The sequence below is a fragment of the Nocardioides sp. YIM 152588 genome (assembly GCF_040191335.1).
In the GTDB taxonomy this organism is placed as follows: Bacteria; Actinomycetota; Actinomycetes; order Propionibacteriales; family Nocardioidaceae; genus Nocardioides.
The window spans coordinates 22,547-47,736 of sequence record NZ_JBEGDJ010000032.1 but is presented as its reverse complement, the minus strand read 5'-3'; the positions used below and the strand labels follow the sequence as shown (position 1 = coordinate 47,736).

18 protein-coding genes, 2 tRNA genes and 1 pseudogene are annotated in these 25,190 nt (G+C 72.8%); 15 read left to right on the top strand and 6 right to left on the bottom strand.

The window, feature by feature from the left end:
- The first annotated feature begins 248 nt into the window (after window positions 1-248).
- On the top strand, window positions 249-1,625 hold the full coding sequence (locus ABLM29_RS15125) for a hypothetical protein (protein ID WP_349714962.1): 1,377 nt from the start codon (window positions 249-251) through the stop codon (window positions 1,623-1,625).
- Window positions 1,626-1,659: 34 nt separating this feature from the next.
- On the opposite strand, the gene ABLM29_RS15120 is transcribed toward ABLM29_RS15125, so the two are convergent.
- The 3 genes from ABLM29_RS15120 to ABLM29_RS15110 all read right to left on the bottom strand — a co-directional run bounded on the left by ABLM29_RS15120 (window position 1,660) and on the right by ABLM29_RS15110 (window position 3,705).
- Complete coding sequence (locus ABLM29_RS15120) at window positions 1,660-2,232, bottom strand: TetR/AcrR family transcriptional regulator (RefSeq protein WP_349714960.1); 573 nt, start codon at window positions 2,230-2,232, stop codon at window positions 1,660-1,662.
- A gap of 151 nt (window positions 2,233-2,383) precedes the next feature.
- The gene (locus ABLM29_RS15115; RefSeq protein WP_349714958.1) at window positions 2,384-3,187 is read right to left on the bottom strand and encodes a purine-nucleoside phosphorylase; all 804 of its coding nucleotides are present in this window, start codon (window positions 3,185-3,187) and stop codon (window positions 2,384-2,386) included.
- 65 nt (window positions 3,188-3,252) lie between these two features.
- Window positions 3,253-3,705, bottom strand: coding sequence for a gamma-glutamylcyclotransferase family protein (locus tag ABLM29_RS15110; protein WP_349714957.1), 453 nt, complete (start codon window positions 3,703-3,705; stop codon window positions 3,253-3,255).
- Window positions 3,706-3,768: 63 nt separating this feature from the next.
- Here ABLM29_RS15110 and lpdA point away from each other — a divergent pair, with 63 nt between their 5' ends.
- The 12 genes and pseudogenes from lpdA to clpX all read left to right on the top strand — a co-directional run bounded on the left by lpdA (window position 3,769) and on the right by clpX (window position 14,959).
- Window positions 3,769-5,169 carry a dihydrolipoyl dehydrogenase gene (gene lpdA / locus ABLM29_RS15105; protein ID WP_349714955.1) on the top strand — a complete coding sequence of 467 codons (1,401 nt, stop codon included), beginning with the start codon at window positions 3,769-3,771 and terminating at the stop codon, window positions 5,167-5,169.
- A gap of 49 nt (window positions 5,170-5,218) precedes the next feature.
- Window positions 5,219-6,631, top strand: coding sequence for an NAD(P)H-quinone dehydrogenase (locus tag ABLM29_RS15100; RefSeq protein WP_349714954.1), 1,413 nt, complete (start codon window positions 5,219-5,221; stop codon window positions 6,629-6,631).
- 101 nt (window positions 6,632-6,732) lie between these two features.
- A complete protein-coding gene (locus ABLM29_RS15095) occupies window positions 6,733-7,251 on the top strand; it encodes a ribose-5-phosphate isomerase (RefSeq protein WP_349714953.1) in 519 nt (172 codons plus the stop codon).
- Window positions 7,244-8,116 carry an Fpg/Nei family DNA glycosylase gene (locus tag ABLM29_RS15090; RefSeq protein WP_349714952.1) on the top strand — a complete coding sequence of 291 codons (873 nt, stop codon included), beginning with the start codon at window positions 7,244-7,246 and terminating at the stop codon, window positions 8,114-8,116. The genes ABLM29_RS15095 and ABLM29_RS15090 overlap by 8 nt, the downstream gene beginning before the upstream one ends.
- Complete coding sequence (locus ABLM29_RS15085; RefSeq protein WP_349714950.1) at window positions 8,068-9,162, top strand: PP2C family protein-serine/threonine phosphatase; 1,095 nt, start codon at window positions 8,068-8,070, stop codon at window positions 9,160-9,162. Before ABLM29_RS15090 ends, ABLM29_RS15085 begins: the two co-directional genes overlap by 49 nt.
- Before the next feature lie 132 nt (window positions 9,163-9,294).
- Window positions 9,295-9,365 (top strand) — tRNA-Gly (locus ABLM29_RS15080).
- Between the two features lie 29 nt (window positions 9,366-9,394).
- Window positions 9,395-9,467 (top strand) — tRNA-Pro (locus ABLM29_RS15075).
- Window positions 9,468-9,524: 57 nt separating this feature from the next.
- On the top strand, window positions 9,525-10,913 hold the full coding sequence (tig, locus tag ABLM29_RS15070; protein WP_349714948.1) for a trigger factor: 1,389 nt from the start codon (window positions 9,525-9,527) through the stop codon (window positions 10,911-10,913).
- 126 nt (window positions 10,914-11,039) lie between these two features.
- Window positions 11,040-12,209, top strand: a complete 1,170-nt coding sequence (locus tag ABLM29_RS15065; RefSeq protein WP_349714946.1) for an alpha/beta hydrolase — start codon at window positions 11,040-11,042, stop codon at window positions 12,207-12,209.
- A gap of 133 nt (window positions 12,210-12,342) precedes the next feature.
- Entirely contained in the window at window positions 12,343-12,948 is a 606-nt protein-coding gene (locus ABLM29_RS15060) for an ATP-dependent Clp protease proteolytic subunit (RefSeq protein ID WP_349714963.1), read from the top strand.
- A 7-nt stretch (window positions 12,949-12,955) separates the two neighbouring features.
- Window positions 12,956-13,567 (top strand): annotated as a pseudogene (locus ABLM29_RS15055) (ATP-dependent Clp protease proteolytic subunit); the annotation flags it as partial.
- Between the two features lie 114 nt (window positions 13,568-13,681).
- A complete protein-coding gene (gene clpX / locus ABLM29_RS15050; protein WP_349714945.1) occupies window positions 13,682-14,959 on the top strand; it encodes an ATP-dependent Clp protease ATP-binding subunit ClpX in 1,278 nt (425 codons plus the stop codon).
- Window positions 14,960-15,476: 517 nt separating this feature from the next.
- Here clpX and valS read toward each other — a convergent pair.
- Complete coding sequence (gene valS, locus ABLM29_RS15045) at window positions 15,477-18,101, bottom strand: valine--tRNA ligase (RefSeq protein ID WP_349714944.1); 2,625 nt, start codon at window positions 18,099-18,101, stop codon at window positions 15,477-15,479.
- A 61-nt stretch (window positions 18,102-18,162) separates the two neighbouring features.
- Between valS and ABLM29_RS15040 the strand changes: the two genes are divergently transcribed.
- Window positions 18,163-19,395, top strand: coding sequence for a SpoIID/LytB domain-containing protein (locus ABLM29_RS15040; RefSeq protein WP_349714943.1), 1,233 nt, complete (start codon window positions 18,163-18,165; stop codon window positions 19,393-19,395).
- A gap of 247 nt (window positions 19,396-19,642) precedes the next feature.
- Here the strand turns inward: ABLM29_RS15040 and ABLM29_RS15035 are convergent, their stop codons facing one another.
- Window positions 19,643-20,887 carry a benzoate/H(+) symporter BenE family transporter gene (locus ABLM29_RS15035; protein ID WP_349714942.1) on the bottom strand — a complete coding sequence of 415 codons (1,245 nt, stop codon included), beginning with the start codon at window positions 20,885-20,887 and terminating at the stop codon, window positions 19,643-19,645.
- Between the two features lie 97 nt (window positions 20,888-20,984).
- On the opposite strand from ABLM29_RS15035, the gene ABLM29_RS15030 reads away from it, so the two are divergent.
- The gene (locus tag ABLM29_RS15030) at window positions 20,985-21,509 is read left to right on the top strand and encodes a helix-turn-helix domain-containing protein (RefSeq protein ID WP_349714941.1); all 525 of its coding nucleotides are present in this window, start codon (window positions 20,985-20,987) and stop codon (window positions 21,507-21,509) included.
- Between the two features lie 225 nt (window positions 21,510-21,734).
- Here ABLM29_RS15030 and ABLM29_RS15025 read toward each other — a convergent pair whose 3' ends face one another.
- Window positions 21,735-25,133, bottom strand: a complete 3,399-nt coding sequence (locus ABLM29_RS15025; protein ID WP_349714940.1) for a pyruvate carboxylase — start codon at window positions 25,131-25,133, stop codon at window positions 21,735-21,737.
- Window positions 25,134-25,190 lie beyond the last annotated feature (57 nt).

Genomic DNA, 25,190 nt, shown 5'->3' with positions numbered 1-25,190 from the left:
CGGCGCCGGGCCGCGCCCGGTGACCACCGAGGTCCGCCTGGCCGGCGCGCGCGTCGCCGTACCGGACGCAGCCGATCCGCGGGCCTGGATGTGGTGGGTCGGCGGCGGGCTGCTGCTCGCGGCCGCCGGCCTGCTCCTGGTCCCCGCCGGCGCCACGGCCCGGCGCCCCTGAACCACCCTCCGCCCGCGTTCGCGGGCACCGCTCCTGCCTGCCGAACCGGGCACCCCACGAGAAGGGAATCACCACCATGTCCAGCACCACCGAGCGCCGCTCGCTCCCGCGGCGCGCCGTCGCCGCCACCACCGCGGCCGGCCTGACCGCCGCCGGCCTGGCACTGCTGCCGACCGCCCCGGCGCAGGCCGCCGTCACCGACGACGTCGTCGCCGGCACCGCCTCCTGGGGTGTCTCCACCTACCTGAACTCCGCGAGCATGGGTCGGCCGAACCCCTACGCGGCCGGCTACGGAGCACCGGCGGCGTTCGACGCCGAGACCCGGATCAGCTCCTGGGCGGCCACCGGCGGCGCCGTGCACGCCGACGGCTCGGCGGACCTGGAGTTCTCCGGCACCTCGGTGAACTTCGCCACCACCAGCGGCTCGTGGCTCAAGATCGGCGACCTCCACGCCGAGCTGGACGCCGACGGCAACGGCACCGTGAGTGGGCTGGTCAGCTACGGCATGGCGCCGGGCAGCTACCCGATCGCGTACGACGACAGCGTGACCCACCGGGCGCCCGAGCGGGTCGACCTGGTCGACCTCGCCGGCAACTCCGCCGGGGACCGTGTCGCCGAGGGCGCCGGCGTCACCTGGACCGGCCTCGACGGCACCTGGGCCGCCGAGCTCATCGACTTCGTGGACGGCGACGACGAGGCCGACTCGGCGGTCCCGGCGTTCCCCTACGTCACGCAGATCAACGAGGAGGCCGACCGCACCCCGTCGCCGTTCAGCTTCGCGGTCGAGACCGCGACGCCGTCGGTCGAGGTCGCCACGACCTGCACCTCGGTCAAGGGCGTCGAGGTCCTCGCCACGGGCGACGGCTTCCGTGCGGTCACCAACCCCGGCGACGCCGGCGTCTACGTCGGCGTCGCGCCGGCCGGCGGCCTGCCGGAGGTCGACTCCCGCGAGGAGGAGAGCGCGTTCCTGGCCACCGACTGGGTGATGCCGTCGCGGATCGTGGGCGGCGCGTTCACGAGCGCGCTCACCGTCGACCCGGCCGACGTCGACCCGGCCACCGACTACGCCGTCTACACCTGGCAGGCGCACGCCCACTCCAACGCCACGCAGGACACGGAGACCCCGCTCGCGATCGACACCGCGGCGCTGACCAGCAAGTCGCCGGTCGGGCTGCGCGCCACGGTCAAGCGTCCCCGCGTCATGAAGGCCGGCTCGGTCCTCGCCAAGGTCCGCTCCACCTGCGCCTCGGCGACGCCGAAGGGCAAGGTCCGCGTCTCCTACCAGGCCAAGGGCGCCCCGAAGAAGGTCGTCACCAAGGTGGTCCGCGGTGGTGAGGTCACGGTGAGGCTCCCGCGGTCGAAGAAGGGCAAGGCGACGCTGAGCGTGCGCTACCTGGGCAACGCCGGGTTCGAGGCCGCGAAGCTGACGCGCACCTTCAAGGTCCGCAAGTGACCCGCTGACCCCGCTGACGCCCCGGATGTCGGGGCTACGCCGGACCCCCGGCGCCGACCGCCCGCAGCACGAACTCCTCGATCGCTGCGGGCGGGAGGTGCCGGGGGTTCAGGCATGCATGGACGAGGGAGAGCGTGGCGTCGACGTCCTCGACCCGGAACGCGCCGGCGTCCCGGCCGGCCACCACGATCCCGCGCAGCACGTCCTCGACGGCGCGCACGTGCTGCCGGATCTCCAGCCGCGAGTCCTCCGAGAGGTGGCCGGCCAGGCTGGGACCGAGCCCCATGTGGAACTTCTCGCCGGCCGCGAGGTGGTGGCGCACGTAGGTGCGCAGCATCGACTCCGGGTCGTCGGCCTCCGCGATCGCGGCGGTCAGCTCGTCGACGTACGCGTCGGTCTCGTGGGAGGCGAACGCGACCAGCACCGCCTCCCGGTCGGGGAAGTGGTGGTAGATCGCGGTGCGGCCGATCTCCGCCCGCTGGGCCAGGTCGGCCATCGAGATCGCGTCGAAGCTGCGCTCGGCCATCGCCTCGGCGAAGGCGTCGAAGATCCGCTGGCGCACCTGCTCGCGGTGGTCCGCGAGTGAGCTCCCGACGATCTTCGGCACCGGGTCAGGCTAGCGCCGCCGCGCGCTCGGCCGACTGACACCCATCAGCCGAGTTGGGGGAAAACGACCTCCGAGTTGCGGCGCAGCGACGGCCAGGCCGTCGCTGCGCCGCAACTCGGAGGTCGTTTTCCCCCAACTCGGCAATCGGGGTTCAGATGCGCGGCACGATCCGCCCGAGCAGGTCGCCCATCCGGCTGGCGGCGGCGCGGCCGGCCTCCATCACCTCGTCGTGGCTGAGGGGCTCCCCGGTGATGCCCGCGGCCATGTTGGTGACCAGGCTGATGCCGAGCACCTCCATCGCGGCCTCGCGGGCGGCGATCGCCTCCAGCGTGGTGCTCATCCCGACCAGGTGGCCGCCGATGATGCCGGCCATCCGGACCTCGGCCGGGGTCTCGTAGTGGGGGCCGGGGAACTGCACGTAGACGCCCTCGTCGAGCGTCGGGTCGACCTCGCGGCACATCTCCCGCAGCCGGGCGGAGTACAGGTCGGTGAGGTCGACGAAGTTCGCGCCGACGATGGGGGAGCGGCCGGTCAGGTTGATGTGGTCGCTGATCAGCACCGGCTGCCCGGGGCTCCAGGTCTCCTTGAGCCCGCCGCAGCCGTTGGTCAGCACGATCGCCCGGCAGCCGGCGGCGGCCGCGGTCCGCACCCCGTGCACGACCGCGGCCACGCCCTTGCCCTCGTAGTAGTGGGTGCGGCTGAGGAAGACCAGCAGGTTGCGGTCGCCGGCGCGCACGGAGCGGATCTTGCCGCTGTGCCCGGCCACCGCCGCTGCGCTGAACCCGGGCAGGTCGGTGGTCGAGATCTCGGCGGTCGGCTCGCCCAGGGCGTCCACCGCCGGCAGCCACCCCGATCCCAGCACGAGAGCCACGTCGTGGCGGGCCACGCCGGTCAGCTCGGCGAGGCGGGCGGCGGCCTGGTCGGCCAGGGCGTACGGCGAGGTCTGCTCGGTCACGATCCTCGACTCTAGTCCCGCGTGACCGGACCGGCCACGTCGCGGCGTGTGGGTCGGCCCCGCGCTCAGAGCCCGGTCGAGCGGCAGGCCCGGCGGCGCATCGCGGCCACGTAGTCGGCCGGCGCGTCGGCGGCCTCGGCCGCGTCGGCGAGCACGCCCAGGTAGGACGCGGAGGGCAGGCCGCCCTCGTAGGCGTCCAGCACGTAGGTCCACGCCACGACCTCGCCGGCCAGCGTGGAGATCCGCACCTTGGTCTTCCGGTAGAGCCCGGAGTCGGCGGCCTCCCACCGGTCCAGCGCGCCCTCGTCGGCCGGCGTGACGTCGTACACGGCGACGAAGACCTGTTCCAGCGGGTCCGGGACGATGGTGGCCAGCGCGCCGTCCCAGCCGTGCTCCTCGCCGCCGAAGGTGAGCCGCCAGCCGGTCAGCCAGCCGGTGGTCTGGAGCGGGGAGTGGGGACAGCGCTCGCCCATCCGGGCGGGATCGAGGTTGGTCCCGTAGGCGGCGTAGACGGTCACGGCGTCAGGTTAGTGCCCCCTGCACATCCGTACGACGGGACCGGGCTGACTAGGCTGTGGACCGTGACCCACTTCGATGTCCTCGTCCTCGGTGCCGGCCCCGGTGGGTACGTCGCCGCGATCCGCGCCGCACAGCTCGGCAAGTCCGTCGCCGTGATCGAGAAGAAGTACTGGGGCGGTGTCTGCCTCAACGTCGGATGCATCCCGTCCAAGGCGCTGCTGAAGAACGCGGAGCTGGCGCACACGCTCACCCACGAGAAGGCCAAGTACGGCATCGAGGGCGACGCGACGATGGCGTTCGGCCCGACCCACGCGCGCTCGCGCCAGGTCAGCGCCGGGATCGTCAAGGGCGTCCACTACCTGATGAAGAAGAACAAGATCACCGAGATCGACGGCTGGGGCACCCTGACCGGCCCGAAGTCGGTCGACGTGAAGGGCGACGACGGCTCCGTCGCCTCCTACAGCTGCGACAACATGATCATCGCCACCGGCGCGACGGTCCGCACCGTCCCGGGCGTCGAGGTCAACGGCAGGAACATCGTCAGCTACGAGGAGCAGATCCTCGACGAGAACCTGCCCGGCTCGGTCATCATCGGCGGCTCCGGCGCGATCGGCGTCGAGTTCGCCTACGTGATGAAGAACTTCGGCGTCGACGTCACGATCGTGGAGTTCCTGGACCGGATGGTCCCGACCGAGGACGCGGCCGTCTCCAAGGAGCTGGCCAAGCACTACAAGAAGCTCGGCGTGAAGGTGATGACCTCCACGGCGGTGAAGGGCGTCGAGGACACCGGTTCCGGCGTGAAGGTCCGCGTCGCGCCCGCCGCCGGCGGCGAGGAGCAGGTGCTCGAGGCCGACAAGTTCCTGGCCGCGTTCGGCTTCGCGCCGCGCACCGAGGGCTACGGCCTGGAGGCCACCGGCGTCCAGCTGACCGAGCGCGGCGCGATCGCGATCGACGAGTACTGCCGCACCAACGTCGAGGGCGTCTACGCCATCGGCGACGTCACCTCGAAGATGATGCTGGCCCACGTCGCCGAGGCGATGGGCATCGTCGCCGCCGAGACCATGTCCGGCGCCGAGACCATGCCGGTCGAGTACGACTTCGTGCCGCGCGCGACCTACTGCCAGCCGCAGATCGGCTCCTTCGGCTACAGCGAGCAGCAGGCCAAGGACCTCGGGTACGACGTCAAGACCTCGACGTTCCCGTTCTCGGCCAACGGCAAGGCGCAGGGCCTGGGCGAGGCCGTCGGCTTCGTGAAGATCGTCGCCGACGCCGAACACAACGAGATCCTCGGCGCGCACATGATCGGCCCGGACGTGACCGAGCTGCTGCCCGCGCTGACGCTGGCGCAGAAGTGGGACCTGACCGCGGACGAGATCGGGCGCAACGTCTTCGCGCACCCGACCCTCTCCGAGGCGGTCAAGGAGGCGATCCACGGGATCGCCGGCCACATGATCAACCTCTGACCCACCCGCAGCACCCGCCGTACCCGCGCCGCCCAGGAGGACGCCCGCCATGTCGAGCACGCACGCCGAGACGCCGTCGCGGGTGGTCATCATCGGGGGCGGCCCCGGCGGGTACGAGTCGGCGCTGGTCGCCCGGCAGCTGGGCGCCGAGGTCACCATCGTGGACCGCGACGGCCTCGGCGGCTCGGCGGTGCTCACCGACTGCGTCCCGAGCAAGACGCTGATCGCCACGGCCGAGCTGATGGCGGAGATGCAGGAGGCCCACGAGCTGGGGATCGGCTTCCGCGACGCGGAGGGCGACCCGGCGACGGCGCGGGTGGACCTGAAGGGCGTCAACGAGCGGGTGAAGCGGCTGGCCGAGCAGCAGTCGGCCGACATCGCGCGCCGGGTGGAGCGCGAGGGCGTGCGGGTGCTGCCCGGCCTGGGCCGCCTCGACGGTCCGGGCACGGTGGTCGCGGCGACCCCGGACGGCGGCGAGGAGCGGCTGGAGGCCGACGCGGTCCTGGTCGCCACCGGCGCGTCGCCGCGGGTGCTGCCGACCGCGATGCCCGACGGCGAGCGGATCCTCACCTGGGAGCAGGTCTACGACCTCGACGAGACGCCCAGCGAGCTGATCGTGGTCGGCTCGGGCGTCACCGGCGCGGAGTTCGCCAGCGCCTACCAGTCCCTCGGCATCCCGGTCACCCTGGTCTCCTCGCGCGACCGCGTGCTGCCCGGCGAGGACGCCGACGCCGCGCAGGTGCTGGAGGACGTGCTGCGGCGGCGCGGCATGACCGTGCTGTCGCGGTCGCGGATGCAGTCGGTGACCCGCGACGGCGACGTGGTCACGGTGACCCTCTCCGACGGCCGGAAGGTGACCGGCTCGCACTGCGTCCTGGCGCTGGGGTCGATCCCCAACACCGCGGGGATCGGCCTGGAGGAGGCCGGCGTGATCCTCAAGGACGGCGGCTTCATCAACGTCGACCGGGTCTCGCGCACCTCCGCCCGCGGCGTGTACGCCGCCGGCGACTGCACCGGTGTGCTGATGCTCGCCTCGGTGGCCGCGATGCAGGGCCGGATCGCCATGTGGCACTTCCTCGGCGACGCCGTGCAGCCGCTCAACCTGAGCAACGTGGCCTCCAACGTCTTCACCGCCCCCGAGATCGCCACGGTCGGCGCCTCCCAGCGCGCGATCGACGCCGGCGAGATCCAGGCCGAGACGGTGATGCTGCCGCTGCGCGGGAACCCGCGGGCGAAGATGCAGGGTGTGACCGACGGCTTCGTGAAGCTGTTCTGTCGGCCCGGCATCGGGATCGTGGTCGGGGGCGTCGTGGTCGGGCCGCGGGCCAGCGAGCTGATCCACCCGGTGGCGCTGGCGGTGGCCGAGTCGCTGACCGCCGACCAGCTCGCGCAGGCGTTCACCGTGTACCCGTCGATGAGCGGGTCGGTCGCCGAGGCGGCCCGGCGCCTGCACCAGTTCTGAGGCCCGGGTCCCGGGGAACCGGGGTCGCGGGGCCGCGGCGCCCGTTCCGGCGGGGGCCGGGCCGGTCCGGGGGCGTCGGCGGCCGATGAGAGGATGACGCCATGCGCGTGCATCTCGGCTGCGACCACGCCGGCCTCGAACTGAAGTCCCACCTCATCGGCTGGCTCACCGACCACGGCTACGAGCCCGTCGACCACGGCCCGTTCGTCTACGACGCCGTCGACGACTACCCGGTCTTCTGCCTGCGGGCGGCCGAGGGTGTGGCCGAGGACCGCGCCGCCGGCCTGGACAGCCTGGGCGTCGTCATCGGCGGCTCCGGCAACGGCGAGCAGATCGCGGCCAACAAGGTGAAGGGCATCCGGGCGGCGCTCGCCTGGTCGGAGGAGACCGCGAGCCTGGCCCGCGAGCACAACGACGCGTGGGTGGTCGCCGTCGGCGGCCGGATGCACTCCCTGGACGAGATGACCCGCCTGGTCGAGGTCTTCCTGGCCACCCCGTTCCCCGGCGACGAGCGGCACGTGCGCCGCATCGGCCAGATGGCGGCCTACGAGGACACCCGGGTGCTCCCGCCGCTGCCGTCCTCGGCGCTCGACGCCCCGCCGCCGGCGCCGAATGCCTGAGGGGCACACCCTCCACCGTCTCGCCCGCGAGCTGACCGACGTCTTCGGCGGCCGCCGGGTCCACGTGGGCAGCCCGCAGGGCCGCTTCGCCGACTCCGCGGCCCTGGTCGACGGCACGACGCTGGTCGACGCCGAGGCCTGGGGCAAGCAGCTCTTCATCCGGTTCGCGGGCGACGGCCTGCCGGAGGACCGGTTCGTCCACGTCCACCTCGGCCTGTACGGCACCTTCGCGGTGCACGACGGGGTCGACGAGGTGCCCGCGCCGGTCGGCCAGGTCCGCCTGCGGCTGGTCCGGCCGGCGGACGCGGCCGGCGCGCCGGCGTACGGCGACCTGCGCGGGGCGACGACCTGCGCCCTGGTCACCGGCGCGGAGCGGGCGGCGGTCGTGGCCCGGTCCGGCCCCGACCCGCTGCGCCCGGACGCGGACCCCGAGCGGGCCTGGGCGCGGATCAGCCGGAGCGCCTCGCCCATCGGGACGCTGCTGATGGACCAGACCGTTCTGGCGGGTGTCGGCAACGTCTACCGCGCCGAGGTGCTGTTTCGGCACCGGATCCACCCGCTGCGCCCCGGTCGCACGCTTCGGGTCTCACAGTGGCGCTCGATCTGGGACGATTTGGTGGTGCTGATGACCGAGGGGGTGCGCACCGGGCGGATCGACACCGTCCGGCCCGAGCACACGCCCGAGGCCATGGCGCGTCCGCCGCGCAAGGACGACCACGGCGGCGAGGTCTACGTCTACCGGAGGACCGGCCAGGGCTGCCACGTCTGCGGGCGGGCCGTCCGCACCGAGGTGCTCGGCGGGCGCAACCTGTTCTGGTGCCCGGGCTGCCAGCCGACGTTCCGGTCCCGGGCGGCGGCCACTTGAGGGCCCGCTGGCGCTTCCTCCGCTCCGACACCGGGCTGACCGTCCTCCTCGGGGCCTCGTCGATCGCGCTGGTCGCCTGCGTCGCGCTCTTCCCGCAGGACTTCCCGGTGACGCCGCTGATGGTGCCGCTGCTGCTCGGCACCCTGCTGCTCAGCCGGGCGCGGATGGTCGGCTTCGCGATCTTCACGATCCTCTGCCTCACGGCGGCGACCATCCTGCAGCAGACCTACGAGCTGCGGATCGTGGCCGCCCTGGGGGTGATGTACGCCGTCTGCCTGGCCGTCGTCGTCACCGGGCGCCGGGCGCGGCTCGGCGTCGGTCGGCTGCAGGGCGAGTCGATGCTGGTCGACCTGCGCGACCGGATCCTGGCGCAGGCCGAGATCCCGCCCCTGCCCGAGGAGTGGCTGGTCGAGTCGGCCCTCTCCTCGGCCGGCGGGTCGCCGTTCGCCGGCGACTTCGTGGTCGCCACGCGCCGCCACCTCGGCCGCAAGCTCGAGGTGGTGATGGTCGACGTCTCCGGCAAGGGGGAGCGGGCCGGCACCCGGGCGCTCCAGCTCTCCGGCGCGATGAGCGGGCTGATCGGCGCGCTCCCGGCGGCCGAGTTCCTGCCGGCGGCCAACGAGTACCTGCTGCAGCGGGAGTGGGAGGAGGGCTTCGCCACCGCCGTCCAGCTCTCGCTGGACCTGGAGACGGGGTCGTTCGAGGTCCGCACCGCCGGCCACCCGCCGGCCGTGCAGCGCCACGCGGGCTCGGGGCGCTGGGAGCCGCTGCGCACCGAGGGCCCCGTGCTGGGCCTGGTGCCGGACCTGGTCTACACCCCGATCCGCGGCCGGCTGGACGCCGGCGACTCGCTGCTGCTCTACACCGACGGCATGGTCGAGCGACCGCGCCGCGACATCGAGCTCGGCATCGACGCCATGCTCGGCGCGGCCGAGCGCCTGCTGATCAAGCGCTCCTGGGACCGCTTCGCGGACCGGCTGGTCTCCTCGGTCGGCTCGCCCGACGACGACCGCGCGCTGCTGGTGGTCCACCGCCGCCTCGGCTGAGCCGGATCCGCCCGGCGGCGCGGACCGGTCCGGCGGCGGGCGCCGGTTGGGGCGGGCGCCGTCACCTGTGGCACCATGGCACCCGCATCATGGGCGAGACCTGGGCCGTGGCCCCGGACGCGTGCGTGACGCGGGGATGTAGCTCAATGGTAGAGCCTCAGTCTTCCAAACTGATTACGCGGGTTCGATTCCCGTCATCCCCTCTCAGAGGGGCCACCCGCGGTCCTTCTGGCGGGGCGTAGCGTAGTGGCTAGCGCGCCTGCTTTGGGAGCAGGAGACCGCAGGTTCGAGTCCTGTCGCCCCGACGCGGACGACACCCGATCGCCCCGCACAACCCCCTGACTCACGTAGGAGAACCACCTGTGAAGAGCGCCGTCGAGACCTTGAGCCCGACCCGGGCCAAGCTGACCGTCGAGGTGCCCTTCGAGGAGCTCAAGCCGAGCCTCGACGCGGCGTACCAGAAGATCGCGAAGCAGATCAACATCCCCGGCTTCCGCCGCGGCAAGGTTCCGCCGCAGGTGATCGACCGCCAGGTCGGGCGCGGCGTCGTCCTCGACGAGGCGATCAACGCCGTGCTCCCGAAGGCCTACACCGAGGCCCTCCAGGAGAACGACCTCACCCCGCTGGCCCAGCCGGAGATCGAGGTGACCAAGCTCGAGGACAACGACAGCCTCGAGTTCACCGCCGAGGTCGACGTCAAGCCCGAGATCGACGTGCCGGCGTACGACGCCGTCGAGGCGTCGGTCGAGGACCTCGAGGTCACCGACGAGGACGTCACCGAGCAGGTCGAGGCGCTCCGCGCCCGGTTCGGCACGCTCAGCGACGTCGAGCGCGCGGTCGAGACCGACGACTTCGTCGTGATCGACCTGGCCGCCTCGCAGGACGACGAGGTCGTCGAGGGCGCCGAGGTCTCCGACTTCTCGTACCAGGTCGGCAAGGGCGGCATGATCGAGGGCCTCGACGAGGCCCTGACCGGTCTGTCCGCCGGCGAGTCCACCACCTTCACCTCGCAGCTGGTCAGCGGCGACCTCGTCGGCCAGGACGTCCAGGTCGCGGTCACCGTCAAGCAGGTGCAGGTCCAGGAGCTGCCCGAGCTCGACGACGACTTCGCCCAGGAGGCGTCGGAGTTCGACACCCTCGACGAGCTGACGGCGGACGTCCGCGAGCGCCTCGCCCGCGGCAAGCGCCTGGAGCAGGCCTCGGCCGCCCGCGACGCCGTGCTCGAGGTCCTGCTGGAGCAGGTCGAGATCCCGCTGCCGGAGACCATGGTCACCGAGGAGCTCAACGCCCGCCGCCAGAGCGTCGAGCAGCAGCTCGCCTACGCCGGCATCACCCTGGAGAAGTACCTCGAGGACGAGGGTCAGACCCAGGAGGAGTTCGAGGCCGACCTCGAGCGCCGGGTCCGCGACGCCGTCGCCGCTCAGTTCCTGCTCGACGAGATCGCCGTCAAGGAGGAGATCGGCGTCGACCAGAACGAGCTGACCCAGCACATGATCCGCCGCGCCCAGGCCTCCGGCCAGGACCCGCAGGAGTTCGTGAACCACATGCTCGAGCACAACCACGTGCCCGAGCTGGTCTCCGAGATCCGTCGCGGCAAGGCGCTGGCGCTGATCGTCGAGGGTGCGACCGTCAAGGACGCCTCCGGCGCCCTGGTCGAGCTGAAGAACCTGCAGCCCGACGGCAGCATCGCCGAGCCGGTGGCCGAGGAGGCCGCCGCCGAGGAGAGCGCCGAGGAGCCGGCCGAGGCCTGAGCTTCGCCCGCGCCCGTGCGACGGCGCCGTTCCCCGTGGGGGAGCGGCGCCGTCGTCGTTCCTGGGCCCGGGGGGCCGGAAAGTTTGGGTGTACAGATGTGCACTCGAAATCCTAGAGTGGCCGGCATGACGATCTCGGGCCCGCGCACCACCGACGCCGTCTCCCTGCTCAGCGACGTCGCCGCCGACCTCGGCGTCGCCGCGGCCCGGGAGACCCACCTGGCCTGGGTGCGGCGCATCCACGGCGCCGCCGACCGCGTCGCCGGTCCGACCGCGCGCTGGGTAGGGAAGGCGCACGCCGGCGTCGCGACCGTGGCGTACGGCGGCGCCGGGATCGGCCTGCGCGCCTGCTCGGCCGGGTTCGACCGTGCGGCGGCCGCGGGGCTCGGCGCCCCGCTCGAGGCGACGCCCCGCGGCCGGTTCGTCACCGCCGCGGTCAACGGGCTGATCGGGGACCGGCTCAGCGAGGAGCGCCCCCGGTGGGCGATCCCGGTCGCGGTCCGCGCCCACGGCAGGGACGTCGCGCCGGTCGCGGCCGACCTGGCCCGGGCCTACCCCGACGCCTCGGGCCGGCTGGCCGTCTTCGTGCACGGCCTGTGCGAGAGCGAGACCTGCTGGGAGTTCGGCCGCGAGCGCACCGGCGTCACCTATCCCGAGGCGGTGACCGACCTCGGCTGGTCGGCGCTCCCGCTGCGGGTCAACACCGGCCTGCCGCTGCGGGCCAACGGCGCCGCCGTGGCCTCGCTGCTGGCGCGCCTGGTCGAGGAGTGGCCGGTGCCGGTCACCCGGATCGCGCTGGTCGGGCACTCGATGGGCGGCCTGCTGCTCCGGGCCGCGGCCGCGGTCTCCGTCGAGGGCGCCGCCGCCGGGTGGACCGCCCGGGTCAGCGACGTCGTCACCCTGGGCACGCCGCACCTCGGCGCCCCGGTCGCCGGCGGCCTCGAGCGCGGGCGCTCGGCGCTCGGGCGGCTGCCTGAGGCCGCCGCGCTGGGCCGGTTCCTGGCGTCGAGCTCGGCCGGTGTCCGTGACCTGGCGGACGGGCTGGCCGACGACGTTCCGCCCCTGCCGCACGCGCGGTACCGGCTGGTGGTCGGCACGCTGACCGCCTCGCCGCGGCACCCGGTCGGCCACGTGCTCGGCGACCTCCTGGTGCGGCCGGGGTCGGCGCGCGGCCGGGACCGGTCGGGGCGCGAGCTGTTCCCCGGCGCGGAGGTGCTGCACCTGGGGCGCACGGACCACTTCGGTCTGCTCAACCACCCCGAGGCCCTCGGCGCGCTGCGCCGCTGGCTGGCCTGAGGAGCGGCCCGGTGGCGCCCGGCGCGCCACCGAATCCGCTGTCGGCGAACAGAGGCGCGGATCGCGTGGCTCGCGGCGGATCGGCGGCTAGGGTCGCCACGTGACTGCGAATCCCGAGACGGCCCGGCCCCAGATGAACGGTGGGGCGGGCCTCAACCTGCTCGACGACAACATCTACAGTCGGCTGCTCCGCGAGCGGATCGTGTTCCTCGGCTCCGAGGTCCGCGACCAGAACGCCAACGCCATCTGCGCGCAGCTCCTGCTGCTCTCCGCGGAGGACCCCGAGGCCGACATCTTCCTGCACATCAACAGCCCGGGTGGCTCCGTGGACGCCGGCATGGCGATCTACGACACCATGAACTACATCCCCAACGACGTCGCCACGGTCGGCATGGGCCTGGCCGCCTCGATGGGCCAGTTCCTGCTCTGCGCCGGCGCGAAGGGCAAGCGCTACGCCCTCCCGCACGCGCGGATCATGATGCACCAGCCCTCCTCGGGCATGGGCGGCTCCGCGTCGGACATCAAGATCCAGGCGCAGCAGTCCCTGCACATCAAGAAGGTGCTGCTGGACCTGATCGCCGAGCACACCGGCCAGACCGTCGAGCAGGTGACCGAGGACGCGGACCGCGACCGCTGGTTCACCGCGCAGGAGGCCCTCGAGTACGGCCTCGTCGACCAGGTCATCACCAGCGCCCGCGAGGCGTCCAGCGAGGGCCGCCCGGCCCACAAGAAGGCCTGAGGAGGGTCCACGCATGAACTACTACATCCCGCAGTGGGAAGAGCGGACCTCCTACGGCTTCCGGCGCATCGACCCCTACGCCAAGCTCTTCGAGGACCGGATCATCTACCTCGGCACGCCGATCTCCGACGAGGTCGCCAACGCCGTGATCGCCCAGCTGCTGTGCCTGCAGTCGATGAACCCCGACCAGGACATCAGCATCTACATCAACTCCCCGGGTGGTTCGTTCACGGCGCTGACCGCGATCTACGACACCATCCAGTTCATCAAGCCCGACGTGCAGACCGTCTGCATCGGGCAGGCCGCCTCGGCCGCGGCGATCCTCCTTGCGGCCGGCGCGAACGGGAAGCGGCTGGCGCTGCCCAACAGCCGGATCCTGATCCACCAGCCCTACACCGAGGGCACGTTCGGCCAGACCTCGGACATCGAGATCCAGGCGAACGAGATCCTCCGGATGCGCGAGCTGCTGGAGAAGATGATCAGCGACCACAGCGGCAAGCCGATCGACGAGGTCAGCCGGGACATCGAGCGGGACAAGATCCTCACCGCGGAGCAGGCCATCGAGTACGGCCTGATCGACTCCGTGCTCGCCTCGCTGAAGACCCCCGCGCTGGCCTGAGCGGCCCCGCCCGAACAAGAATCATGACGACCCCGGCGTACCCCTCGTGTCCGCCCCCGGTTCCGGGGGCGGCGGGGGTACCGTCGGGGAGTTCACACCAGAGGAGGACCGCCCGTGGCGCGCATCGGTGACGGAGGCGACCTGCTGAAGTGCTCGTTCTGCGGAAAGAGCCAGAAGCAGGTCAAGAAGCTCATCGCCGGCCCCGGCGTCTACATCTGCGACGAGTGCATCGACCTCTGCAACGAGATCATCGAGGAGGAGCTCGCCGAGGGCTCCGAGGTCGAGCTCGCGGAGCTGCCGAAGCCCAAGGAGATCTTCGAGTTCCTGAACTCGTACGTGATCGGCCAGGAGCAGGCGAAGAAGTCGCTGGCGGTGGCGGTCTACAACCACTACAAGCGGGTCCAGGCGGGCGTGCAGCCGATCTCCGGCAAGCACAGCAAGGACGAGGTCGTCGAGGTCGCCAAGTCCAACATCCTGGTGATCGGTCCCACCGGCTGCGGCAAGACCTACCTCGCCCAGACGCTGGCGCGGATGCTCAACGTGCCGTTCGCGATCGCGGACGCGACCGCCCTGACCGAGGCCGGCTACGTCGGCGAGGACGTCGAGAACATCCTCCTCAAGCTCATCCAGGCGGCCGACTACGACGTCAAGAAGGCCGAGACCGGGATCATCTACATCGACGAGATCGACAAGGTGGCCCGCAAGGCCGAGAACCCGTCGATCACGCGCGACGTCTCCGGCGAGGGCGTGCAGCAGGCGCTGCTGAAGATCATCGAGGGCACCACCGCCTCGGTGCCGCCCCAGGGCGGGCGCAAGCACCCGCACCAGGAGTTCATCCAGATCGACACCACGAACATCCTGTTCGTGGTGGGCGGCGCGTTCGCCGGCCTGGAGCACATCATCGAGCAGCGGGTCGGCAAGAAGTCGCTCGGCTTCACCGCCGAGGTGAAGACGCAGTCCGACCGCGACGCCGAGGACCTGCTGCAGCTGGTGCGCCCCGAGGACCTGACCAAGTTCGGCCTGATCCCCGAGTTCATCGGCCGCCTGCCGCTGATCGCGAGCGTCAGCAAGCTGGACCGGGCCGCGCTGGTGCAGATCCTCACCGAGCCGCGCAACGCGCTGGTCAAGCAGTACCGCAAGCTCTTCGAGCTCGACGGCGTCGAGCTGGAGTTCACCGACGACGCCGTCGAGGCCATCGCCGACAAGGCGATGGAGCGCGGCACCGGCGCCCGCGGCCTGCGCGCCATCATCGAGGAGGTCCTCCTCCACGTCATGTACGACGTTCCGTCGCGCGGCGACGTCGAGAAGGTGATCGTCACCCGCGAGGTCGTCGACGACGACGTCGCGCCGACGCTCGAGCTGCGCGAGACCAAGAAGAAGAAGTCCGCCTGACCCGCTGACCCCGCGCCCCGCAACCGCGGGACGTGGGAGCACGACGGAGGGCTACGAGAAGGGCAACGACGAAGGGCCCGGTCCGGGATGATCCCGGGGCCGGGCCCTTCGTCGTCTTCCCCGCCCGACCCGCGAGTCGGGGCTTGGGGCAGGCCGAGCCGGGGCTCAGGGCAGGCCGAGCCGGGGCTCGGGGCAGGCCGAGCCGGGGCTAGGGGCACGCCCAGCCGGGGCTCGGGGCAGGCCGAACGGGGGCTTAGGGCAGGCCGAGCCGGGGCTCGGGGCAGGCCGAGCCGGGGCTCGGGGCAGGCCGAGCCGGGGCTCGGGGCGCGCCCAGCCGGGACTTGTGGGCCTGGCCCACAGGAGCTGACGCCGCCGAGCATGCGACGAGCCGGAGGGCACCCGATGATCGGGCGCCCACCGGCTCGCAGCGGACCAACTACCGTTTCGGCGTGGCCCAAGTGCCTGTTCGGCGTGGCCTAAGCCCCGTTTCGGCGTGGCCCACGTGCCTGTTCGGCGGCTACTCGGCGGGCTGCTCCGCGATCTCCGCCGTCACCGCGAGCTCGGTCAGCGCGTCGTCGACGGTGAAGGTCAGATCGCCCACGATCTTGCCCGCGTTGCGCAGGTCGGTCGTGGCGGCCTCGGCGTCGCCGACCAGCTTCGCCGGCCCGGCGATGGTGACGGAGGACAGCGGGGTCTTCATGTTGACCTTGGCCTGCGACTTCGCGCCGCGGATGCCGGCCAGGGCCGCCGCGACGGAGTCGATGATCCGGCCGTCCTCGGCCGCGGCCGAGCCCAGCGCGCCGGCCGTCGGCCAGGACGCGTGGTGCACCGAGCCGGGGCGCCACCAGGACCAGACCTCCTCGGTCACGTACGGCAGGAACGGCGCCAGCAGCCGCAGCTGGACCTCCAGGGCGACCGCGAGGGTGGCCTTGGCGGACTCGGTGGCCTGGCCGCCGTCCTCGGCGTAGGCGCGCTCCTTGACCAGCTCCAGGTAGTCGTCGCAGAACTCCCAGAAGAACTTCTCGCTGACCTCGAGCGCGGAGGTGTAGTCGTAGTGCTCGAACGCCTCGGTGGCCTTGGTGACCACGCCCGCCAGCCGCCCGATCAGCGCGCAGTCGACCTTCTCGGTGATCGCGAGGCTGGACAGCTCGGTGGCCTTGACGCTCGCGAGCACGAACTTGGAGGCGTTGAGGACCTTCATCGCCAGCCGGCGGCCGACCTTCATCTGGGTCTCGTCGAACGGCGAGTCCAGGCCGGGGCGGGCGATCGCGGCGCGCCAGCGGACCGCGTCGGCGCCGTACTTGTCGAGGATCTGGTTGGGCACGACCACGTTGCCCTTGGACTTCGACATCTTCTTGCGGTCGGGGTCGACGATGAACCCGGAGATCATCGCGTGCGACCACGGCGCGGAGCCGTTCTCGAAGTGCGCGCGGACCACGCGGGAGAACAGCCAGGTGCGGATGATGTCGTGCGCGTGGGTGCACAGGTCCATCGGGAAGACGCGGCCCCACAGGTCCTCGTCGGACTCCCAGCCGCCCGCGATGTGCGGGGTCAGCGAGGAGGTGGCCCAGGTGTCCATCACGTCCGGGTCGCCGATGAAGCCGCCGGGCTTGCCGCGCTGGTCCTCGGTGTAGCCGGTCGGCGCCTGCGTCGACGGGTCGATGGGCAGCTCGGCCTCGGTCGGCAGCAGGAGCCGCGCGTAGTCGGGCTCGCCGTCCTCGTCGAGCGGGTACCAGACCGGGAACGGGATGCCGAAGAAGCGCTGGCGCGAGATCAGCCAGTCGCCGTTCAGGCCGCCGACCCAGTTGTCGAAGCGGTGCTTCATGTGGGCCGGGAGCCACTCGATCTCGGCGCCGCGGGCCAGCATGGCGTCGCGCACGTCGGCCTCGCGGCCGCCGTTCTTGATGTACCACTGGCGGGTGGAGACGATCTCGAGGGGCTTGTCGCCCTTCTCGTAGAAGTTCGCCATCCGCTGGGTCGGCTTCGGGTCGCCGTCCAGGTCGCCGGACTCCTTGAGCTTGGCGACCATCCCCTCGCGCGCGGAGTGGACGGTCTTGCCGGCCAGGTCGGCGTACGCCGCCGCGGCGGGCTCGTGGGCCAGCCACTCCGGGACCTCGCGGGAGAACCGGCCGTCGCGGCCGATCACCGTGCGCACCGGCAGCTGCAGCTCGCGCCACCACTGCACGTCGGTCAGGTCGCCGAACGTGCAGCACATCGCGATGCCGGCGCCCTTGTCCATCTCCGCCGCGGGGTGGGGGAGGACGGGGACCTCCACGCCGAAGACCGGCGAGGTGACGGTGGTGCCGAACAGCTCGGCGTAGCGCTCGTCGTCGGGGTGCGCGATCAGCGCGACCACGCTGGCGATCAGCTCGGGTCGGGTGGTCTCGACGTGGACGGGGGTGCCGTCGGGGCGGTGGTAGGCGACGCGGTGGTACGCGCCGGCGTACTCACGGGCCTCCAGCTCCGCCTGGGCGACCGCGGTCTGGAAGGTGACGTCCCACAGCGTGGGCGCCTCCTGCAGGTAGGCCTCGCCGCGCGACAGGTTGCGCAGGAAGGCGCGCTGGCTGACCGACTGGGCCTTGGTGCCGATGGTCGTGTACGTCGTGTCCCAGTCGACGCTCAGGCCGAGGGTGCGCCACAGCGACTCGAAGACCTTCTCGTCCTCCTCCACGAGCTGCTCGCACAGCGCGATGAAGTTGGGTCGGCTGATCGGGACCTGGCGCTTCGGGTCCGGCTTCTCCGGCGGGGTGAAGTCGGGGTCGTAGGGCAGGCTCGGGTCGCAGCGCACGCCGAAGTAGTTCTGCACCCGGCGCTCGGTGGGCAGGCCGTTGTCGTCCCAGCCCATCGGGTAGAAGACCGACTTGCCCTGCATCCGCTGGTAGCGGGCGATCAGGTCGGTGTGGGTGTAGGAGAAGACGTGGCCGACGTGCAGGCTGCCGGAGACGGTCGGCGGCGGCGTGTCGATGGCGTAGACGTTCTCCCGCGGCTGGGTGCGGTCGAAGGCGTAGGTCTTGTCGGCCTTCCACTGCTCGGCCCACTTCTGCTCGAGACCTTCGAGCGCGGGCTTGTCCGGTACGGAGACGACGGGGGCCGTCGTGGCCGGTGTCGTCTCCGCTGTCTCGGTGCCCTGGGTCTCAGTCATAGTGCCAAATCCTAGAGTGATGCTGGTCCGCGCCCGAATTCGACCGGTTACCATCGCGCGAGTGCGTGCGTTCAGAGTCTCCCGGACCGGTGCCGCCGCGTACCCCGCGGCCGGCCTCGTGGCGGGTCTCGTCGCCGGTCTGGCGGCGCTGGGCGTGGCCACCAGCGTGATGCTGGCGCCGGTCCCGGCGGCCGCCCGCGACGAGGGGACCACGGTGGCCGAGGCGGCCGGGGTGACGCTGGAGGGGCGCGGCTACGGGCACGGCCGGGGCATGTCGCAGCACGGCGCGCAGGGCGCGGCCAGCGAGCACGGCAAGACCTACCGGCAGATCCTCGACTTCTACTACCCGGGCCTGGACCTGGGGAAGGCCCGCGGCGACCTGCGCGTCCTCCTGACGGTGGACACCACCTCGAAGCTGGTGGTCCGGAACGCATCCGGCCTGCAGCTGCGTCGGGTCTCGAACGGCCGGACCTGGAACCTGAAGCGGTCCGGCGCGAAGCGCTGGCGGATCACCGGCGCCGCCGGCGGCGCGAGCCGGCTCCAGGTCCTCGCCGGCGGGTGGCACACGGTGCGCACGGTGCCCGACACCGTGGAGTTCGCGCGCAAGGGCGGCCCGCTGCGGCTGGTCACGTCGTCCGGCGTACGTCGCTATGCCGGGTCGCTGCGCTCGATCCCGGGCTCGGGCGGGCGGGACACGCTCAACGTGGTGTCGCTCGAGGCCTACCTGCGCGGCGTGGTGCCGCGCGAGGTGCCTGCGCTGTGGCACCCGCAGGCGGTGCGGGCGCAGGCGGTGGCGGCCCGCACGTACGCCGCGTTCGAGCGCGCCGCGAACAAGGGGCGCGCCTACGACCTCTGCGACACCTCGGCGTGCCAGGTCTACGGCGGCCTCGACGACGCCCATCCCGCCTCGGACGACGCGATCCGGGCCACCCGGCGCACGGTCCTCCGCTCCGGCGGGAAGCCGGCGTTCACCCAGTTCTCGGCGAGCAACGGGGGCTGGACCGTCGCCGGCTCGCTGTCCTACCAACAGGCGCATCGCGACACCTGGGACCGGTGGTCCGGCAACCCGTACGCGAGCTGGAGGCAGACGATCTCCAAGGCCGCGATCGAGTCGGCCTACCCGGGGATCGGCAGCTTCGTGCGCGTGAAGGTGCGCAAGCGCGACGGCCACGGGGCCTGGAACGGGCGGGTGCTCAAGATCCGGATCGTCGGCTCCGCGGGCAGGACCGTGGTGAGCGGTGAGACCTTCCGGGCCGTGTTCGGGTTGCGGTCGAGCTGGTTCCGGGTGGTCTAGAGGTCTGGGTGTCGGAATCACCGGTTGACCGGTGATTCCTGCGCTTCGGGGGCGCTGCAATGCCTGTCAAGCGCGAGAAGACCTCCGCCGGTGTGACGCGTGGTGCCTGCGGGAGTCGCGGACCAGACCGGTGGCGCGGGCCCCGACTGGACGGGGTCGTGTGCCTGAGGCAGCGTCATGACGGGTTGTCGGGCACACGACGCGAGCGACGTCCCGGCCGCTGGCGCCTCGTGTGCCCCACGCATCGTCATACCGGGCTCTCGGGCACACGACCCGCGGGAGCGGCCGTCCGGCGGACCCACCCGCGCAGCACCGCCCGCACCGCCAGCCCGGTCAGCAGTGCCCAGAAGGCCGCGCCGATGCCCAGCACGGTGATCCCCGAGGCGGCCACCACCAGGGTCGCCGCGGCGGCCTCACGGTCGGTCGGGTCGCCGAGGGCGTCGCTGAGGGAGGTGGCCAGGGTGCCCAGCAGGGCGAGGCCGGCGGCGGCCTGCATGACGCCGCCCGGGGCGGCGGCGACCAGCGCGGCGAGGGCGGCGCTGGCGACGGCGAGCACCAGGTAGGCCCCGGAGGCGGTCACCGTGGCGATCCAGCGCCGGCTCCGGTCGGGCCCGGCGTCGGGGCCGGCCGCGAGCGCGGCGGTGATCGCGCCGAGGTTGACCGCGTGCCCACCGGTGCCGGCGCCGGCGATGGTGCCCAGGCCCGTCACGGCCAGCGACTCGCGCCACGGCACCCGGTAGCCGAGGCTCGCCATCACCGCCACGCCCGGCACGTTCTGGGAGGCCATGGTGACCACGTACAGCGGCAGCGCGACGCCGATCGCGCCGGCGACCGTCCAGTGCGGAGTGGTCCAGACCAGTTGCGGCCACCAGGAGTGCGGCGCGACGTCGGCGGTCAGCACCACGGCGCTCAGCGCGACCAGCAGCGCACCCGGCACCGCCCACCGCCGGGCGACGCGCAGCAGCACGAGCCACGTCGCGACCACCGGACCGACCACCCACGGCTCCTCGACCAGAGCGGTGGCCGGCGCCACGCACAGCGGGAGCAGCACGCCGGCCAGCATCGCCCGGGCCAGCGTCGTCGGGATCGCGGCGACCAGGTCGCCCAGCCGGGGGAGCAGTGCCGTGGCCAGGATGAGCGCGCCGGTGACCGTGAAGGCGCCGACCGCCACCGGCCAGCCGCCGGCGGCACCGGCCGAGGTGGCGAGCAGCGCCGCGCCCGGCGTCGACCAGGCGATCGAGATCGGCATCCGGTGCCGCAGGCTCAGCCAGGCCATCGCCAGCGCCTGCACCACGCAGAGCGTGAGCAGGCCCGAGGCGGCCTGGGCCGGTGTGGCGCCCATGGCGGTGAGCCCGGCGAGCACGACCACGAAGGAGCTGGAGAAGCCGACCACGGCGGTCACGAGCCCGGCCAGCACCGGCCCGTGCGAGGTCCCCTGGGAGGTCCCGTGGTCGGCTCCGGAGGTCGCCCCGGGGGTCGTGGTGGCGGTCATCGCCGGCCCTTCCGCTCGGCCGGGCGCCCGCACCCGGCTAGTGTTCCGTAGACAGAACAGTACGGGAGATGTTCCGTAAACAGAACCGGGAGCGGAGATGGCGGACGGCAGGCCGGCGGGGGCGGACGTGGGCGCGCGGATCCGGGCGCTCCGCGAGTCGCGCGGCCTCTCCCTCTCCGCGCTCGCCGCCGACGCCGGCATCGGCAAGGGGTCGCTCTCCGAGCTCGAGACCGGCCGGCGCAACCCGACCCTCGACACCCTGTACGCCGTCGCCCGCCCCCTCGGGGTGCCGCTCGCCGCACTGCTCGACGACCGCGACGGCGCCACCATCGCCGACGAGGGCGTGGTCGCCACCCGCGTGCGCCTGGTCCGGGAGGAGGACCGCACGGTCGAGGTCTACCTGCTGCGGCTCGCCCCCGGCGTACGGCGCGCCTCGCCGCCGCACGTGGCCGGCGTCGAGGAGCAGCTGATCGTGCTCTCCGGCGCCTGCACCGTCGAGTACGGCGACCGCCCGGCGTCCCTGGGTCCGGGCGACCACCTGCGGTTCCCGGCCGACCGGGCGCACGCCTACTCCGCCGGGCCGGACGGCCTCGAGGCCGTCAACGTCATCACGACGCCCTGAGTCGACCGAGCGGGTCGCGCGCGTGGTTCGCCACGTGGCGGGCCGCCGGGCAGGCGTCGTGTGCCCCAGGCCCGCTCTGGGCGATGCCTGGGGCACACGACCGGACCCTCGCGGGCCCACCGGACCCTCGCGGGCCCACCGGACCCTCGCGGGCCCACCGGACCCTCGCGGGTCCACCGGAGCCGCCGGCCACCCCACGGGCCGCCGGCTCCGGCGTTCGGTGGATCAGCCGATCACCAGCACGAGGTCGCCGCCCTCGACCGGGCTGGTGCCGCTGAGCGCGATCCGGCGGACCGTGCCGCCGGTCGGCGCCGTGATCGCCGCCTCCATCTTCATCGCCTCGATGGTCGCGACGGTGGCGCCCGCCTCGACGGTGTCGCCCTCGGCGACCGTCACGGTGACCGCGCCCTGGAACGGGGCGGCGACGTGGCCCGGGTTGCCCGGGTCGGCCTTCTCCGCGGCGGCCACCTCGGCGGAGACGGACCGGTCGCGGACGCTGACCGGGCGCAGCTGGCCGTTGATGGTGCACATCACCGTCCGGTAGCCGCGCTCGTCGGGCTGGCTGATCGCCTCCACGCCGAGCAGCAGCCGCTTGCCCTCCTCGATGTCGACCTCGTGCTCCTCGCCGCTGTGCAGGCCGTAGAGGTAGTCCGTGGTGGGCAGCACCGACAGGTCGCCGTACGTCTCCCGCGCCGCCTCGAACTCCTTGGTCGGTCCGGGGAAGAGCAGCCGGTTGAGGGTGCGGCGCCGCTCCAGCCGGTCCGTCGACGCGAGCCCCTCAGACTGCTCCTCGGTCAGGTCGGCGGCGGGCGGGGTCCAGGAGCGACCGGCCAGCGCCTCGGTCCGGAACGGCTCCGGCCAGCCGCCCGGCGGGTCGCCGAGCTCGCCGTTGAGGAAGCCGATCACCGAGGCCGGGATGTCGTACTTGCCGGGGTGGGCGGCGAAGTCGGCCGGGTCGGCGCCCGCGCCCACCAGTGCCAGCGCGAGGTCGCCGATCACCTTCGAGCTCGGCGTCACCTTCGGCACGTTGCCGAGGATGTCGTTCGCGGCGGCGTACATGTCCTCGACCTGCTCGAACTTCTCGCCGAGGCCCAGCGCGATCGCCTGCTGGCGCAGGTTGGAGAGCTGGCCGCCCGGGATCTCGTGGCGGTAGACGCGCCCGGTCGGCGAGGCGAGGCCGGACTCGAACGGCGCGTAGACGCGGCGCACAGCCTCCCAGTACGGCTCCAGCGCGCTGACCGCCGCCAGGTCCAGCCCGGTCTCCCGGTCGGAGTGGTCGGTGGCCGCCACCAGCGCCGTGAGGGAGGGCTGGGAGGTGGTGCCGGCCATCGTCGCCGTCGCGGCGTCGACCGCGTCCACGCCCGCGTCGATCGCGGCGAGCAGCGTGCCGAGCTGGCCGCCGGGGGTGTCGTGGGTGTGCAGGTGGACCGGCAGGTCGAAGCGCTCGCGCAGGGCGGTGACGAGACGGCGCGCGGCCGGCGCACGGAGTAGCCCGGCCATGTCCTTGATCGCCAGCACGTGCGCGCCGGCCTCGACGATCTCCTCGGCCAGGTGCAGGTAGTAGTCGAGGGTGTAGATCCGCTCGCCGGGGTCGTTGAGGTCGCCGGTGTAGCACAGCGCCACCTCCGCCAGCGCCGTCCCGGTGCCCCGGACCGCCTCGATCGCCGGACGCATCTGGGAGACGTCGTTGAGGGCGTCGAAGATCCGGAAGACGTCCAGCCCGGTGGCCGCCGCCTCCTCGACGAAGGCGTCGGTCACGGCGGTCGGGTACGGCGTGTAGCCGACCGTGTTGCGCCCGCGCAGGAGCATCTGGAGGCAGATGTTCGGCATCGCCTCGCGCAGCTTGGCGAGTCGCTCCCACGGGTCCTCGGAGAGGAACCGCAGCGCCACGTCGTAGGTGGCGCCGCCCCAGGCCTCCATCGACAGCAGCTGGGGCGTCATCCGCGCCACGTGCCCGGCGACGCCGACCAGGTCGGCGGTGCGGACGCGGGTGGCCAGCAGCGACTGGTGCGCGTCGCGGAACGTGGTGTCGGTGACGGCCACGTCCTTCTGGGCGCGCAGCCGGCGGGCGAACTCCTCGGGGCCGACGTCCTGGAGCAGCTGCCGCGAGCCCGCGGGCGGCGGCGCCTTCAGGTCGATCGTGGGCAGCTTGTCCGTGGGGTCGATCGAGACCGGCCGGTCGCCGTGCGGCTTGTTGACGGTGACGTCGGCCAGGTGCTGCAGCAGCTTGGAGCCACGGTCGGCGGCGGGCCGGGCGGCGAGCAGCTCGGGGTGGGTCTCGATGAAGGAGGTGGTCACCCGGCCGGCGTTGAAGTCGGGGTCGGCGAGCACGGCCTGGAGGAAGCCGATGTTGGTGGCCACGCCCCGGATCCGGAACTCGGCCACCGCGCGCCGCGCCTTCTCCGCGGCCAGCGCGTGGGTGCGCCCGCGGCAGGTGAGCTTGGCCAGCATCGAGTCGAAGTGCGGGCTGACCTCGGCGCCGGTGTAGGTGGTGCCGCCGTCGATGCGGACGCCGGGGCCGCCGGGGGAGCGGTAGGTGGTGATCTTGCCGGTGTCGGGGCGGAACCCGTTGGCGGGGTCCTCGGTGGTGATCCGGCACTGCATCGCGGCGCCGCGCAGGCGGACCGTCTCCTGGCTCAGGCCGAGGTCGGCGAGCGTCTCGCCGGCGGCGATCCGCATCTGGGACTGGACCAGGTCGACGTCGGTCACCTCCTCGGTGACCGTGTGCTCGACCTGGATGCGCGGGTTCATCTCGATGAAGACGTAGTTGCCGTTGGGGTCGAGCAGGAACTCCACGGTGCCGGCGTTCTTGTAGCCGATGGCGCGGGCGAAGGCGACGGCGTCGGCGCACATCCGGTCCCGCAGCTCCGGGTCGAGGTTCGGCGCCGGGGCGATCTCGATGACCTTCTGGTGCCGGCGCTGCAGCGAGCAGTCGCGCTCGAAGAGGTGGATCACGCCGCCCTCGCTGCCGGTGCCGTCGGCGAGGATCTGGACCTCGATGTGGCGCGGCTCGATCACGGCCTGCTCGACGAAGACGGTGGGGTCGCCGAAGGCGGCCTCGCCCTCGCGCATGCAGGTCTCGATGGCCTCGCGCAGCGTGGCCGGGTCGTCGACGCGCCGCATGCCGCGGCCGCCGCCGCCGGCCACCGCCTTGACGAAGAGCGGGAACGGGAGCGCGGACGCGGCCTCGACCAGCGCGTCCACGTCGGTGGACGGGGGGACGCTGGCCAGCGTCGGCACGCCGGCGGCCTTGGCGGCGGCGATCGCGCGGGCCTTGTTGCCGGTCAGCTCGAGCACCTCGGCGCTGGGGCCGATGAAGGTGATGCCGGCCGCGGCGCACGCCTCGGCGAGCTCGGGGTTCTCCGAGAGGAAGCCGTAGCCGGGGTAGATCGCGTCCGCGCCCGCCCGCACCGCGACCTCGACGATGCCCTGCGGATCGAGGTAGCTGCGCACGGGGTGCCCGCGCTCGCCGATCTCGTACGCCTCGTCCGCGCGCAGCCGGTGCTCGGAGCCCCGGTCCTCGTAGGGGAAGACCGCCACGGTCCGCGCGCCCATCTCGAAGGCCGCCCGGAACGCTCGGATCGCGATCTCGCCCCGGTTGGCCACCAATACCTTGGAGAACATGCGATCACCCTAGGTGGGACAGATCACCGGCGCGTGAACTCGTTCGCGGCATGAGAG

Coding starts and splice junctions, on each gene's coding strand:
- ABLM29_RS15125 (WP_349714962.1), top strand. CDS start 249: ATGTCCAGCACCACCGAGCGCCGCTCGCTCCCGCGGCGCGCCGTCGCC.
- ABLM29_RS15100 (WP_349714954.1), top strand. CDS start 5,219: ATGTCGAGCACGCACGCCGAGACGCCGTCGCGGGTGGTCATCATCGGG.
- ABLM29_RS15095 (WP_349714953.1), top strand. CDS start 6,733: ATGCGCGTGCATCTCGGCTGCGACCACGCCGGCCTCGAACTGAAGTCC.
- ABLM29_RS15090 (WP_349714952.1), top strand. CDS start 7,244: ATGCCTGAGGGGCACACCCTCCACCGTCTCGCCCGCGAGCTGACCGAC.
- ABLM29_RS15065 (WP_349714946.1), top strand. CDS start 11,040: ATGACGATCTCGGGCCCGCGCACCACCGACGCCGTCTCCCTGCTCAGC.
- ABLM29_RS15060 (WP_349714963.1), top strand. CDS start 12,343: ATGAACGGTGGGGCGGGCCTCAACCTGCTCGACGACAACATCTACAGT.
- valS (WP_349714944.1), bottom strand. CDS start 18,101: ATGACTGAGACCCAGGGCACCGAGACAGCGGAGACGACACCGGCCACG.
- ABLM29_RS15035 (WP_349714942.1), bottom strand. CDS start 20,887: ATGACCGCCACCACGACCCCCGGGGCGACCTCCGGAGCCGACCACGGG.
- ABLM29_RS15030 (WP_349714941.1), top strand. CDS start 20,985: ATGGCGGACGGCAGGCCGGCGGGGGCGGACGTGGGCGCGCGGATCCGG.
- ABLM29_RS15025 (WP_349714940.1), bottom strand. CDS start 25,133: ATGTTCTCCAAGGTATTGGTGGCCAACCGGGGCGAGATCGCGATCCGA.